Annotated in this window: 14 protein-coding genes; 7 read left to right on the forward strand and 7 right to left on the reverse strand. The window is 70.4% G+C overall.

Features of this window, described 5'->3' with window-relative positions:
* The first annotated feature begins 56 nt into the window (after positions 1–56).
* On the forward strand, positions 57–1382 hold the full coding sequence (locus ACWC1K_RS24275) for an MFS transporter (RefSeq protein WP_450834182.1): 1326 nt from the start codon (positions 57–59) through the stop codon (positions 1380–1382).
* Here the strand turns inward: ACWC1K_RS24275 and ACWC1K_RS24280 are convergent.
* The 3 genes from ACWC1K_RS24280 to ACWC1K_RS24290 form a co-directional block, all read right to left on the reverse strand.
* Complete coding sequence (locus tag ACWC1K_RS24280; protein ID WP_450834241.1) at positions 1374–2321, reverse strand: DMT family transporter; 948 nt, start codon at positions 2319–2321, stop codon at positions 1374–1376. The genes ACWC1K_RS24275 and ACWC1K_RS24280 overlap by 9 nt on opposite strands.
* Before the next feature lie 149 nt (positions 2322–2470).
* On the reverse strand, positions 2471–3193 hold the full coding sequence (locus ACWC1K_RS24285) for an ArsR/SmtB family transcription factor (RefSeq protein WP_450834184.1): 723 nt from the start codon (positions 3191–3193) through the stop codon (positions 2471–2473).
* A gap of 35 nt (positions 3194–3228) precedes the next feature.
* Positions 3229–3870, reverse strand: coding sequence for a TetR/AcrR family transcriptional regulator (locus ACWC1K_RS24290; RefSeq protein ID WP_450834185.1), 642 nt, complete (start codon positions 3868–3870; stop codon positions 3229–3231).
* A 79-nt stretch (positions 3871–3949) separates the two neighbouring features.
* On the opposite strand from ACWC1K_RS24290, the gene ACWC1K_RS24295 reads away from it, so the two are divergent.
* The 3 genes from ACWC1K_RS24295 to ACWC1K_RS24305 all read left to right on the forward strand — a co-directional run bounded on the left by ACWC1K_RS24295 (position 3950) and on the right by ACWC1K_RS24305 (position 6123).
* Positions 3950–5101, forward strand: coding sequence for an acyl-CoA dehydrogenase family protein (locus ACWC1K_RS24295; RefSeq protein WP_450834187.1), 1152 nt, complete (start codon positions 3950–3952; stop codon positions 5099–5101).
* 61 nt (positions 5102–5162) lie between these two features.
* The gene (locus tag ACWC1K_RS24300) at positions 5163–5408 is read left to right on the forward strand and encodes a YiaA/YiaB family inner membrane protein (protein WP_398960051.1); all 246 of its coding nucleotides are present in this window, start codon (positions 5163–5165) and stop codon (positions 5406–5408) included.
* A gap of 91 nt (positions 5409–5499) precedes the next feature.
* A complete protein-coding gene (locus ACWC1K_RS24305; RefSeq protein ID WP_450834188.1) occupies positions 5500–6123 on the forward strand; it encodes a TetR family transcriptional regulator in 624 nt (207 codons plus the stop codon).
* A gap of 16 nt (positions 6124–6139) precedes the next feature.
* Here the strand turns inward: ACWC1K_RS24305 and ACWC1K_RS24310 are convergent, their stop codons facing one another.
* On the reverse strand, positions 6140–6601 hold the full coding sequence (locus ACWC1K_RS24310) for a MaoC family dehydratase (protein WP_450751090.1): 462 nt from the start codon (positions 6599–6601) through the stop codon (positions 6140–6142).
* Positions 6602–6724: 123 nt separating this feature from the next.
* On the opposite strand from ACWC1K_RS24310, the gene soxR reads away from it, so the two are divergent.
* Positions 6725–7195, forward strand: coding sequence for a redox-sensitive transcriptional activator SoxR (gene soxR, locus ACWC1K_RS24315; RefSeq protein ID WP_450834189.1), 471 nt, complete (start codon positions 6725–6727; stop codon positions 7193–7195).
* A gap of 162 nt (positions 7196–7357) precedes the next feature.
* Here soxR and ACWC1K_RS24320 read toward each other — a convergent pair whose 3' ends face one another.
* Entirely contained in the window at positions 7358–8425 is a 1068-nt protein-coding gene (locus ACWC1K_RS24320; RefSeq protein WP_450834191.1) for an RNA ligase (ATP), read from the reverse strand.
* A 159-nt stretch (positions 8426–8584) separates the two neighbouring features.
* On the opposite strand from ACWC1K_RS24320, the gene ACWC1K_RS24325 reads away from it, so the two are divergent.
* On the forward strand, positions 8585–9319 hold the full coding sequence (locus tag ACWC1K_RS24325; RefSeq protein WP_450834193.1) for a hypothetical protein: 735 nt from the start codon (positions 8585–8587) through the stop codon (positions 9317–9319).
* Here ACWC1K_RS24325 and ACWC1K_RS24330 read toward each other — a convergent pair.
* Both ACWC1K_RS24330 and ACWC1K_RS24335 read right to left on the reverse strand, forming a co-directional pair.
* Complete coding sequence (locus tag ACWC1K_RS24330; protein WP_450834195.1) at positions 9217–10002, reverse strand: 3-keto-5-aminohexanoate cleavage protein; 786 nt, start codon at positions 10000–10002, stop codon at positions 9217–9219. The genes ACWC1K_RS24325 and ACWC1K_RS24330 overlap by 103 nt on opposite strands.
* Before the next feature lie 93 nt (positions 10003–10095).
* Positions 10096–10698: a hypothetical protein gene (locus tag ACWC1K_RS24335; protein WP_344404222.1), complete on the reverse strand. Its 603-nt coding sequence runs from the start codon at positions 10696–10698 to the stop codon at positions 10096–10098.
* A 221-nt stretch (positions 10699–10919) separates the two neighbouring features.
* Between ACWC1K_RS24335 and ACWC1K_RS24340 the strand changes: the two genes are divergently transcribed.
* On the forward strand, positions 10920–13700 hold the full coding sequence (locus ACWC1K_RS24340) for a penicillin acylase family protein (RefSeq protein WP_450834196.1): 2781 nt from the start codon (positions 10920–10922) through the stop codon (positions 13698–13700).
* The last annotated feature ends 13 nt before the right edge of the window (positions 13701–13713 follow it).

The following is a 13713-nucleotide window of genomic DNA, read 5'->3' on the forward strand; positions in this document are numbered from 1 at the left end:
TCCGGTCAGTATGTTCGCCGCCAACGTCCCCACCGCACCCACCGGAGTGTGCACGCATGGACATGGCCCCCTCCGCTCACCCCGCTCCCACCTCGACCGCCCTCCCCACGGTCAACCGCCGCCGCGTAGCCACGGCGGCCGCCCTCGCCTCCGCAGTCGAGTGGTACGACTACTTCGTCTTCGGCATAGCCGCCGCGCTCGTCCTCGGCGACCTGTACTTCCCGGCGGGCAGCCCCACCGCCGGAGTCCTCGCCGCCTTCGCCACCTTCGCCGTCGGTTTCCTGGCCCGCCCGCTGGGCGGCATCGTCGCAGGCCAGCTCGGCGACAAACGCGGCCGCAAGCCGATGCTCGTCCTCGCCCTGACCCTCATGGGCGTGGCGACCACCGGCATCGGCCTGCTGCCCACCTACGACACGATCGGCGTCGCCGCCCCGATCCTGCTGGTCCTGCTCCGCGTCGTGCAGGGAGTCGCGGTCGGCGCGCAGTGGGGCGGCGCGATGCTGCTGGCCACGGAGTACGCCCCCGAGGGCAAGCGCGGCGTCTACGGCAGCGTCGTCCAGCTGGGCGTCCCGATCGGCGTGGTGACCGCCAACACGGTCTTCCTGCTCGCCGGAGCGTTCACCACCGACTCGGCGTTCGCGGCCTGGGGCTGGCGACTGCCGTTCCTGGTCGGCCTGCTCGTGCTCGCGCTCGCCTGGTACATCCACCGGCACGTCGAGGAGACCCCCGAATTCCGCCAGGCCGAACAGGAGCTGGCGGAGAAGGAGAAAGCAGAACAGACCTCGCCCCTGCGCACGGTCCTCCGCGGCCACCTCGGCACGGTCCTCCTGGCCGGAGGCTCCTTCGCCGTGAACACCGCGACCTTCTACATCCTGATCACCGGCGTCCTCGACTACACGACCCGCGACCTCGGCATGAAGCGCGAGGCGGTGCTCACCGTCTCCCTCTGCGTCAGCCTCACCCAGCTCGTCCTGATTCCGGCCGCCGCGGCCCTCTCCGACCGCATGGGCCGCATCCGGATCTATGCGTTCGGCGCGGTCGGCATCGCCCTGTGGGCGGTCCCGATGTTCCTGCTGATCGACACCGGCTCACTGCTGTGGCTGGCGGTCGCCACCTTCGTCGTCGGCTGTTTCCTCAGCATCATGTACGGCCCCCAGGCCGCCCTGTTCGCCGAGCTGTTCACGCCCGAGATGCGCTACACGGGCGCCTCCCTCGGCTACCAGATCGCGGCCGTGCTCGGCGGCGGTCTCGCGCCCTTCGTCATGGTGCTGCTGCTGGAGGCGACGGGCACCTCGATGGCGGTGTCCGGCTACATCATCGCCCTGTCCGTGATCGCCCTGCTGTCCATCAAGGTCCTTGCGGGCAGGGTGCGGTCAAGCTGATTCCGAGGCGCCCTCGGGCTGTGGCGCCGGAGCGCTCTCCGGCGCCACAGCCCGCACGGCTGCCGCCCGCGGCCGCGACCGCGAGACCGCGACGCCCGCCAGGCACAGCACCCCGCCGCCGAGTGTGAGCAGCCCCGGCACCTCGCCGAGCGCCAGCCACGACATCATGACGACCAGCGCGGGCACCGCGTACGTGGTCGCCCCCATCCGGCTGGCGGTCGTACGAGCCAGCGCGTAGGCCCAGGTGGTGAAGGCGAGCGCGGTCGGGAACACGCCCAGGTACACCATGTTGAGCGTCGACGACACCGGCGCGTCGGCCGCCTCGCTCACCAGCTGCCCGGCGAACGGCAGACATCCCACCGCTCCGATGAGACATCCGAACGTCGTCACCTGCAGCGCACTGGCCTTCGCCAGAGCGGGCTTCTGCGCGACGACTCCACCCGCGTAGCCGACCGCCGCAAGCAGACACAGCACCACCCCGAGCACCGACGACCCGCCGCCCCCCGACATCGACAGCCCGACCGCCACCGCCCCCGCGAACGACACCGCCATCCCCGCCAGCAGCCGCGGCGGCATCGGATCCCCGAGCAGCCGCGTCCCGAGCAGGGCGATGAGGAGGGGCCCGATGTTCACCACGAGCGCGGCCGTACCGGCGTCGACCTGCTGCTCGCCCCAGTTCAGAACGACCATGTAGAACCCGAACCACAAGGCTCCGGATATCGCGATCCCCCGCCAGGCGGTCCGCGGCGGCAGTCCCTCACGCCGAACCAGACAGATGACTCCCAGCGCCAATGCCCCGGCTGACAACCGCCCGAGCGCCAACGCTCCAGGTGAGTAGGCGTCCCCCGCACTCCGGATCGACACAAAGGCGGAGGCCCACAGCACTACGGTGACGGCGGCGGCAGCGGGGGCGAGCAGGTTGGTACGACGGGAGTTCATCATGCTCCTGAGGCTAGAAGGGAAGTGCGGCTGGGGCTCGCGGATTTCAGACGGGCACTGGAGCGCCCTGTCAGGGGCGCGGGGCTGTATCGATGTGCGGCTCCGCCGCGTGGGCGCGACCAGCCACGACGCACCCGCAGAGGCGCACCTCAGCGCAGCGAATCGGCGCTGATGCCCAGCAGTTCGTGCAGTGCCTGCAAACCCGACGGAGTCACCGTCACGGCCCGCTCGGACCCGATCCGCACACACCACCCGGAGTCCAGCGCATGCCGGCAGAAGGCCGCCCCCGCGACCCCCGCCAAATGCGGCCGCCGCTCGGTCCAGTCAAGACACGCCCGGGCCAACGGCCGCCGCCCCCGGCGGTCGAGGGAGAGACCGATGGTGTCGAACCACCGAACCCCCGCGTCCGTCAGGGCAAACCCCGTGTCCTGACGCAACAGCCCGCGCAGCGACAACGCATCCGTCACCGCAGTCCCCAGCCGCCCCGCCAGATGGTCGTAACACGTCCGCCCCCGCGCCATCGCCGACCCGGCACTCGACTCCCGAAGCCCCCGCGGCCGTACGGCATCCCCCGCCCCCGCGTGCGCGGCGAGATCCTCCACCAGCTGCGCAACCCCCGCATCGGCGAGCCGCACATACCGATGCCGGCCCTGTCGTTCCTCGGCGAGCAGGCCGCCCGCGGCCAGCTTGCCCAGGTGCTCGCTCAGCGTCGACGCGGCGACGCCCGCATGCCGCGCCAGCTCACTCGCGGTCCACGCCCGCCCGTCCAGCAGCGCCAGCAGACATGTGGCCCGCGTCTCGTCGGCGATCAGCCCGGCGAGCCGGGCCAGCCGCGGTGCCCGGGGTTCCCTGGTGGTCATGCATCCCAGCATGGGACACGGACACTTCGGCGGTCGCCGAACTGTCGCTAGACGGCCCGCTTCACCTGCTCGTACTGCTGCACCAGACCGTCGAGGAGGGCCGTGAGACCCGTCTCGAAGGCCCGCTCGTCGATCTTCTCCTGCTGCTCGGCGAGCAGATGGGCCTGTCCGAGGTGCGGATAGTCGGCGGGGTCGTACGCGCTCTGGTCGTCCACGAAACCCCCGGCGAAGGAGCCGAGCGCGGAGCCCATGATGAAGTACCGCATCAGCGCGCCGATGGAGGTGGCCTGCGCCGGCGGCCAGCCCGCCTCGACCATCGCCCCGTAGACGGCGTCCGCGAGGCGCAGTCCGGCCGGACGGCGGCCCGGGCCCGTGGCGAGCACCGGGACGATGTGGGGGTGGTCGCGCAGTGCGGCCCGGTAGGAGACGGCCCAGTCGTGCAGCGCGGTGCGCCACTCGCGGCCGTCCTCGAACATCGACAGGTCGACCTGCGCGCTCACCGAGTCGGCGACCGCCTCCAGGATCTCGTCCTTGGTGCGGAAGTGGTTGTAGAGCGAGGGCCCGCTCACCCCCAGCTCCGCGGCGAGCCGACGCGTGGAGACGGCCGCGAGGCCCTCCGCGTCCACCAGCGCACGGGCCGTCTCGACGATGCGGTCGGTGCTGAGCAAGGGCTTGCGCGGTCGGGCCATGGCGCACATAGTAGGGCTGCACAACCGAAACTAGCAGTGCTAATTTAAAGGTGCAGGATCTCGAGTGGGGTGACCGGTCATGAATCTGGAGCTCAGTGACGAGCAGGAAGCCGTCCGGCGGCTCGCCAGGGACTTCGTGGACCGCGAGATCGCCCCGAACGTCATCGCCTGGGACCGCGCGGAGGAGGTCGACCGGTCCCTCGTGAAGAAGCTGGGCGAGGTCGGCTTCCTCGGTCTGACCGTCGACGAGGAGTACGGCGGCTCGGGCGGCGACCACCTCGCGTACTGCCTGGTCACGGAGGAACTCGGGCGCGGCGACTCCTCCGTGCGCGGCATCGTGTCCGTCTCGCTCGGGCTGGTCGCCAAGACGATCGCCGCCTGGGGGAGCGAGGACCAGAAGCGGCGGTGGCTGCCGGGGCTCACCTCGGGCGAGCACGTCGGCTGCTTCGGCCTCACCGAACCGGGCACCGGCTCCGACGCGGGGAACCTCGCCACGCGCGCGGTGCGCGACGGTGAGGACTACGTCATCAACGGCACCAAGATGTTCATCACGAACGGCACCTGGGCCGATGTGGTGCTGCTGTTCGCCCGCTCCACGGACGCGCCCGGCCACAAGGGCGTCTCCGCCTTCCTGGTGCCGGCCGACACCCCCGGCCTCACCCGCCGCACCATCCACGGCAAGCTGGGCCTGCGCGGCCAGGCGACGGCCGAGCTGGTCCTGGAGGACGTCCGCGTACCCGCCTCCGCGCTGCTGGGGGAGGAGGGCGAGGGCTTCTCGGTCGCCATGTCGGCCCTGGCCAAGGGGCGGATGTCGGTCGCGGCGGGCTGTGTGGGCATCGCCCAGGCCGCGCTGGACGCGGCGGTGACGTACGCGGGCGAGCGCGAGCAGTTCGGGAAGCCGATCGCCCATCACCAGCTCGTACAGGAGCTGATCAGCGACATCGCCGTCGACGTGGACGCGGCCCGGCTGCTGACCTGGCGGGTCGCGGACCTGATCGACCGCGGGCAGCCCTTCGCCGTCGAGTCCTCCAAGGCCAAGCTCTTCGCCTCGGAGGCCGCCGTCCGCGCCGCCAACAACGCCCTCCAGGTCTTCGGCGGCTACGGCTACATCGACGAGTACCCGGCGGGCAAGCTGCTGCGCGACGCCCGCGTGATGACCCTCTACGAGGGCACGAGCCAGATCCAGAAACTGCTCATCGGGCGTGCCCTGACGGGGGTTTCGGCGTTCTGAGTACCTGAGCTGAGTATCCCGGCGGATGTGGTACCGGCCACATCCGCCGACGCTTGTCCCCATGAGTGACACATCCGGCAAGCAGCAGAACACCGCCGCCTTCTACGGCCAGGCCGTCGCCTCCTTCGCGATCGCCATGGCCGCGACCGCCATCGGCATCTTCCGGCTGAACGCCGACGCCTGGGTGCGGGCGTTCCTCGCCATCGCGGTCCTGTACCTCGTCACCTCCGCCTTCACCCTCGCCAAGGTGATCCGGGACCGGCAGGAGGCGGCGGAGCGCGCGTACCACCCCTTCGAGAAGCTCTGAGCCGCTTCGAGAAGCTCTGAGCGGCTGTTCTAAGCGCTCGCTCACCTTCGGCGGTATGGTGGGGCTCTGTCGGTGAGAGGGGTAATGAGCGATGAGTACGGCGGAGGAGACGGCCGGTGGCGAGACGTCCGCGTGGGGCGAGGTCACGCCCGACGCGGCCCGACGGCTGCTGATCGCCGCGGTGGAGGCCTTCGCCGAGCGCGGATACCACGCCACGACGACCCGTGACATCGCGGGCCGCGCGGGCATGAGTCCCGCCGCGCTCTACATCCACTACAAGACCAAGGAGGAGCTGCTCCACCGGATCAGCCGGATCGGTCACGAGAAGGCCCTGGAGATCCTGCGGACGGCGGCCCGGCGCGAGGGCACCGCGACCGAGCGGCTCGCCGACGCGGTGAGCTCCTTCGTCCGCTGGCACGCGGGCGGCCGTACCACCGCCCGGGTCGTGCAGTACGAGCTGGACTCGCTCGGTCCGGACGCCCGCCAGGAGATCCTCGCGCTGCGCCGGCAGTGCGACGCCGAGGTGCGCGGGATCATCGAGGACGGCATCGCCTCCGGCGAGTTCGACGTGCTGGACGTCAAGGGCACCACCCTCGCCGTCATGTCGCTCTGCATCGACGTCGCCCGCTGGTTCAACGTCGACGGGCCCTGGACGCCCGACGAGGTCGGCGCGCTCGACGCCGACCTCGTGCTGCGCATGGTGGGGGTCAAGTAGCCCGCCGGGCCACTGCTCAGACGTAGAAGCGGGCCACCGACTCGGCCACGCAGACCGGCTTGTCCCCGCCCTCGCGCTCCACGGTGTAGGCGACGGCCAGCTGGATGCCGCCCGGCACGTCCTCGACGCTGCTGATCCTCGCGGTGGCGCGCAGACGCGAGCCGACCGGCACGGGGGCGGGGAAACGGACCTTGTTGGTGCCGTAGTTGACGCCCATCTTCACGCCCTCGACGCTGATCAGCTGAGGGCCGAAGAGCGGCAGCAGCGACAGGGTGAGATAGCCGTGCGCGATCGTCGTCCCGAAGGGCCCGGCCGCGGCCTTCTCCGGATCGACGTGGATCCACTGGTGGTCGCCGGTGGCCTCCGCGAAGAGATCGATCCGCTTCTGGTCGATCTCCAGCCAGTCGGTGTACCCCAGCTGCTCGCCCACGGCCGCCTTCAGCTCGTCGGCGGACGTGAAGATCCTCGGCTCTGCCATGTCCCGGCCTCCCATGCCTCGCTCATGTCCTGAACACTATGTCTAAGCAACTGCTTAGCATGGTCGCCCGGGAAACCAATGTCAACGGACAGCGGCCGGGTACGGATGGGTAGGGTGCGAGGGGTGCCCCAGATTCCAGAGAAGATCCACGAGCTCACGGTCGGCCAGCTCGCCGCGCGCAGCGGCGCCGCCGTCTCCGCCCTGCACTTCTACGAGTCCAAGGGCCTGATCAGCAGCCGCCGGACCGCGGGCAACCAGCGCCGCTACCACCGCGACACGCTGCGCCGGGTCGCCTTCGTGCGTGCCGCACAGCGCGTCGGCATCCCCCTGGCCACCATCCGGGAGGCGCTCGCCGAGCTCCCCGAGGAACGCACTCCCACCCGGGAGGACTGGGCCCGGCTCTCCGAGGCCTGGCGTTCCGAACTCGACGAACGCATCAGCCAGCTCAACCGGCTCCGCGACCACCTGACCGACTGCATCGGCTGCGGCTGCCTCTCGCTGGACGGGTGCGTCCTGTCCAACCCGGACGATGTGTTCGGCGAACGGCTCACCGGGTCGCGGCTGATGGTGGAGCGCAGGGGGCAGCGCGCCTAGCCTGCGGCGCGCTGCCCGCGTGGCGTGGGTCGCCTTGTAGCCCGCGTAGCTGCGGGCAGTCGTGCCGCTAGGGGCGGCACGGGTGGGCGCAGCGGCACCCCCGCAAGCGCGGGCGAGCGAGCCCCCTCGTACGCACCAGCACCGGGCCCAGCCAACCCGCGCTCACTCGTACTCGGTCCCGCCCTTCCGCGTCAGATAAGCCGCACTCACCGCCTTCGCGATCGCCCGCCCCCCAGTAACAGCGCTGTACCGCTCCACCGCAGGCCGGATCACCACACCCTCCCGCAGATGCAGCCCCCGCCCCGACACGGTCTCCCGCCCGCTCGCAACCTCCAGCACCCGCTCGATGTCGTACGCCCCCTCGTACAGCCGCGGCACCAACGGCAGCTCCCCGCCCAGCAGTTCGGCCGGATCCAGCCACCGCACCGTGCCGTCGATCTCCGCGGAGACGTCGAACACGGCGTACCCGAGGCTCTCGCGCCGCCCGTCCGCGCCGTACGTCAGGTCCTGGACCCCCGCGCCGTACACCTCGCCGAAGATCCCGACCCGGCGCGCCCCCAGCCGCTCGGCGAGCCGCGCGGCGACCTCGGCGACGCCGTGGCCGTGCACGGCCCGCCAGTACAGATTGCGCCGATCCTCCTTCAGGGCGAGGGACTTGGCGCCGAAGCCCTTGGAGGAGACGTGCACGCGGTCCTCGTCGGCGAGACAGGTCAGCAGACAGGCCGAGCCGTGCAGTTTCTCGGTCAGGACCACAGCCTCGCCCGGTGTGAAGATGTCCGGAAACCGCTGGATGTTCTCGATGTCCACCCAGGGCAGCAGTTCGGGCGCGGACTCGACCTCGCCGTTCATCGTGGGCGGGATCGGCGGCACCCACTTGGTGATGCCGAGCTGCTCGGCGAAGTCCGTCCCGTCCAGCGCCGCCCGCGCCAGGTCGACATCGGCCAGCGCCTTCGGCCGGCACACGATGCCCTGCGACAGCTCACCGCGCAGCCGCACCGCCTTGACCCGGTCCGAGTTGCTCCCCGCCAGCCGCCCGGTCAGCCCCAGCTCCTCGATCAGCCCGGTGGGCAGGACGGACTGCTCGGGGATGTACACGGCGGCGTCGCCGGTGCGGTACGCGCCCTTGGCGACGACGGCCCGGTACAGGCCCACCTGGGCCAGTTCGAGCGCATCGGCGTTCGGATGCTCGTGGACGGTCAGCACTTCAGCGGTGACGCGCAGCGTCGACATGGAGGAACTCCTGGGTTTCCGGGGTCGCTCGGTTCGGTTTCATCGCCTCCCCACTGTCCGGACGGGAAAGGGGTGGTGCGAACGGATTAGCGGCTGGTAGCGTCGCGATCTTCGGCCGGCCGAGACGCCGTGCACGGAGTGCCGACGGGATGAACTCCCATGTCTTCAGCCGCACTTGACGCTGCCCTCGCGGACATCGACACCGTCTTCGACGGTTTCGCCAGCTTCGACGAGACAGGTTGCAGTTTCTGCCACGCGCCCGAGGAGACCGCGTATCTGCGCACGCCGCATGTGCGGATACCGCTGGACGTGGTGCAGTACTACCTCTTCGAGGTGTCCGACCACTTCGACGACCACCCGGCCGCCATGCGGCGCCTGCTGCCGCAGGCCGCACGGGCGATGGCCGACGGCTCCCTGGGCACCATCGGCTACGGAGCCCACGGGCTGACCCGGGTGGACTGGCGGTCCTGGCCCGCCGATCAGGCCGCCGCGATCGAGGCGTTCCTGCACGCCTGGTGGCAGGACGCCCTCACCAGGCCCGACCCGCCCTATGGCATCGACGAGATCTTCGACACCTGCGCCACGATCGCCAGAACCGTGACCCCGTTCCTGGGCGGCTGGGGCCGCGGCCCCGTCGCCGACGCCCACCTCGTCCACTGCACCGACGTCTGGCTCTACGACCTGCTGTCCGACCTCTCCCCGTTCTCCTGGTGGTACGACGACAGCGAGGACGCCGGCCTCGCGGACCTGCGCAGCTGGCTGGCCGGCCCGGGCGCCGCCCGCCTCCGCGCTCAGGGCGAGCCCGACCTGGCGATCCGCGCCGAGCTCCTCGCGCTGCCCGATGACGAGCGCTGGGCGCACCCGTACTGGGCCAGCGCCTCGGCGACCAACTGAGCGTTGGACAGGGCCCGTTCCCCGTCCGGCAGGAACAGGGTGTCCTCCAGGCCGATCCGGGTCGCGAGCCCGAGCCGCCCCGCAAGCCGCAGCACCGGCCACGCCCCGCCGTCCTCGCCGTGCAGCAGCACGGGGGCGGCCGGGTGCGGGCCCAGGTCCGTGATCAGTGCACGCGCTGTCTCCTCCGCAGTGTCCGGCGAGGTGTCGGTCACCTCGGCGAGTACGCGGAGCGCTCTCGGGGCCAGGGGTGAGGCCGCGAACCGCATCGCCCCGTCCGTCCCGGACCAGATGCCGGCCTCGACCTCCACGCCCAGGTCGAGCAGTGCGGCGGCGATCTGCTCGGCGCCCTCCTCGTGCCAGTTGACCGAGGCGTGATCGGGGAGCTCGGAGAGCGTGGCCCAGCTTCTGACGCGCTCCAGCCGTGCCGCAGGATCCGGTTCCGCCCAGGCGCCCGTGGTCACGCCCAGCGGCACCGACACGCGCGCTCGTACGGCGTCGAGCACCGGGCCGATCACGCGGGGCGACAACGAGTCGCGCCCGCAGGGTGTCTTGGGATGGACGTGGATGTCCGTGGCCCCGGCCGCGACGGCTTGCGCCGCGGACTCGGCCATGGCTTGCGGGGTCAGCGGCACCATCGCACCGTCGGCGGCCCCCCGGGGCCCGTTGAGACACACCTGCACCATGTCTCGATGGTGCCAGTCACCACTGACAACGAGGACAAGCCGACAAAGAGGGACATACAGGGGGTGCGGCATCCCCGGCGCACCCCCGCCGTGCTAGGCCGACACCAGCAGCCTTCCGCGCCTTGCGTCCGCCAGGGCCTCGGGACTGAGCACGGGCCGTGGCACGAGAATTCCGCAGTGAGTGCAGACCGGACCCGCAGAGGGTTCGTGGTCCAGGTCGTACTTCCAGATCAGGCGCTCCGCGCCGCACACCGGGCAACCGGAGCCCGGCTCACGCTCCAGGCCGGAGATCAGCCGGCGCAGCACCTCCGCGAGCGGTTCCCGGGGGTGTACCCGCGGGTCGTCGCACCAGGCGACACCGAAACCGCCCCAGGTCAGCCGGTGCCAGTCGTCCACCGTGCCCGGCCGGCGCAGCCCGTCGTGCTTTTCCTTCTTGCGCCGCTCGGCGAACTCGACCTCGTAGGCCAGCCAGACCGAACGCGCTTCTTCCAGCTCCTCCAGTGCGGCCACGAGCCGCGCCGGGTCGGGAGAGCGGTCCTCGGGACCGAACCCTGCCCGGGAGCACAAATGGTCCCAGGTCGCCCTGTGCCCGTAAGGGGCAAACCTCTCAAGGCACTTGCGCAGTGAGTAGCGCCGCAGTGCCAGATCGCACCGCGGGTCGCGGACCTGTCTCGCCAGACTCCGGAAACCGGCCATCGCCCTGCACCTCCGTCACACCTGCACCTGTACTTCGGTCACTTCGGCGTCGTCGTACGGACGTCGCCGAATAGACGTATCGACAAGCGATTCGGCTCCATCCGATTTCCGATGCCCTCCATAAGCCGTCCCGCCCACTCCAAAACTTGACGCATGTTCATCTTCACTCCCGGGGATACCGGCGGTAACGTCCCGGCTCACCCCCGTCGGTAGGAGCTGCCATGCCCTGGCGTACCTCTCGTAGCGCCCCAGTCAGACTGAGAACTCCCGGCAGACTCGCCGGGTTCCTGAAGACCGCATCCATATGCGTCCTGATTGCTGGTCTTTTGTCCCCGCTCACCCAGGCGACGGCCGCGGCCGCGGCGTCGAACGACTACTGCGGCGGCCAGTGTTCCGACATCCTGCCGCCGGGCGAGAACGGCAACGCGACCCTCGCGCAGATCCTCCTCAACCAGGCCTTCGGCAGCCAGCCCGACCACGCGGAGGACCAGCTCGGCCCGTACGCCAACCTGGCCAAGGGGTACTCCTCGCTCACCGAGTCGACGATCAACACCTTCTTCAACGACGCGTCGTTCGGGGTCCCTTCCGATCAGGTCGCCTCGACCGAGAAGCCCGCGGGCCGCAGCGACGTGACGATCGTCCGCGACAAGAAGGCGGGCATTCCGCACATCACCGGTACCACCAGATACGGCACGGAGTTCGGCGCCGGGTATGCCGCCGCTGAGGACCGGCTGTGGCTCATGGACGTCTTCCGGCACGTCGGACGAGGCCAGCTGACGACGTTCGCGGGCGGCGCGCCCTCCAACCAGGGCCTGGAGCAGGAGTTCTACCGCAACGCCCCCTACAGCGAGGCCGACCTCCAGGCCCAGATCGACAACGCCGTCGCGACCAACGGCGCCCGCGGCCAGCAGGCCCTCGCCGACGCCAACGCCTACCTGGCCGGCATCAACGCCTACATCGACGCCTCCGACAGCGGCCGTTACTTCCCCGGCGAGTACGTCCTGACCGGTCACAAGGACTCGATCACCAACGCCGGCACCATCGACCACTTCAAGATCACCGACCTGGTGGCGCTGGGTTCCGTCATCGGCTCCCTGTTCGGCGCCGGCGGCGGCGGCGAGGTCAACAACGCGATCTCACTCCTGGCCGCCCAGTCCAAGTACGGCGTGACCGAGGGCACCAAGGTCTGGGAGTCCTTCCGCGAGCGCAACGACCCCGAGGCCGTGCTCACCGTCCACAACGGCGAGAGCTTCCCGTATGCCACCAAGCCCGACACCGCCCAGGGCGAGGCCCTGCCGGACGCCGGCTCGGTGACGACCGAGCCGCTGGTCTACGACGCCACCGGCACCGGGGCGAGCCAGAGCGCCACCGCCGCCTCCAAGACGGCGACCACGACCGCTCTCAGCTCGGCCAGGCGCGGCATGTCCAACGCCCTGGTGGTGAGCGGCAAGTACACCGCCAGCGGCCACCCGATCGCCGTCTTCGGCCCGCAGACCGGCTACTTCGCGCCCCAGCTGCTCATGCTCCAGGAGATCCAGGGCCCGGGCCTCAGCGCCCGCGGCGCCTCCTTCGCGGGCCTGAGCATGTACGTCGAACTCGGCCGCGGCCAGGACTACTCGTGGTCCGCGACCACCTCCGGCCAGGACATCATCGACACCTACGCCGTCGAGCTGTGCCAGGACGACTACCACTACCTTTTCCACGGCACCTGCACGGCCATGGACAAGGTCGAGCAGACCAACTCCTGGAAGCCGACCACGGCCGACGGCACGGCGGCAGGCTCGTACACGATGAGGGTGTGGAAGACCAAGTACGGCCCGGTGGAGTACCGGGCGACCGTCGGCGGCAAGAAGGTCGCGTACACCACCCTCCGCTCGTCCTACATGCACGAGGCCGACTCGATCATCGGCTTCCAGATGCTCAACGACCCCGACTACGTCAAGGGCCCGCAGGACTTCCAGAGCGCGGCGCAGCACATCAACTACACCTTCAACTGGTTCTACGCCGACTCCCGGCACACCGCGTACTACAACAGCGGCAACAACCCGGTGCGGGCGAGCGGTGTCGACGCCGAGTTCCCGGTGTGGGGGCAGGCGGCCTACGAGTGGAAGAACTGGGACCCGACGACCAACACCGCCGACTACACACCGGCCTCCGCGCACCCCAACTCCATCGACCAGGACTACTACATCTCCTGGAACAACAAGCAGGCCAAGGACTACACGACCGCGCCCTGGGGCGACGGGTCCGTGCACCGCGGCAACCTGCTGGAGGACCGGGTGAAGAAGCTGGTCGCGGCCGGCGGGGTGACCCGTACCAAGCTGGTGCAGGCCATGGCGGACGCGGCACTGGAGGACCTGCGGGCCGAGGACGTGCTGCCGAAGCTGCTCAAGGTCGTCAACAGCAGCACGGTGACCGACTCCACGGCCGCGGACGCCGTGAGCAAGCTGCAGGCGTGGGTGACCGCGGGCGCCAAGCGGACCGAGACGTCGGCCGGTTCGAAGAAGTACGCCAACGCCGACGCGATCCGCATCCTGGACGCCTGGTGGCCGCTGCTGGTGAAGGCCGAGTTCCAACCGGGCCTCGGCAGCGATCTGTACACCGCCTTCACCAACAACCTGCCCGTCGACGAGTCCCCGTCGGCCGCACACGGGCCGACCGGCTCGCACGCCGGCAGCTCCTTCCAGTACGGCTGGTGGAGCTACGTCGACAAGGACATCCGCGCGGTGCTCGGTGAGCCGGTGCAGGGGCCGCTGCCGGCGAAGTACTGCGGCGGCGGCAGCCTCGCCTCGTGCCGGGACATCCTGATCAGCACCCTCAAGACGGCGGCCGGCACTTCCGCGTCGACGGTCTACCCCGGCGACTCGCTGTGCTCGGCGGGCGACCAGTGGTGCGCCGACTCGATCGTCCAGCGCACCCTGGGCGGCATCAAGCACTACAACATCAGCTGGCAGAACCGGCCCACCTTCCAGCAGGTGGTGGAGTACACCTCGCACCGGTGACGGACCAGCGGCG

This window comes from Streptomyces sp. NPDC001492, assembly GCF_053597275.1.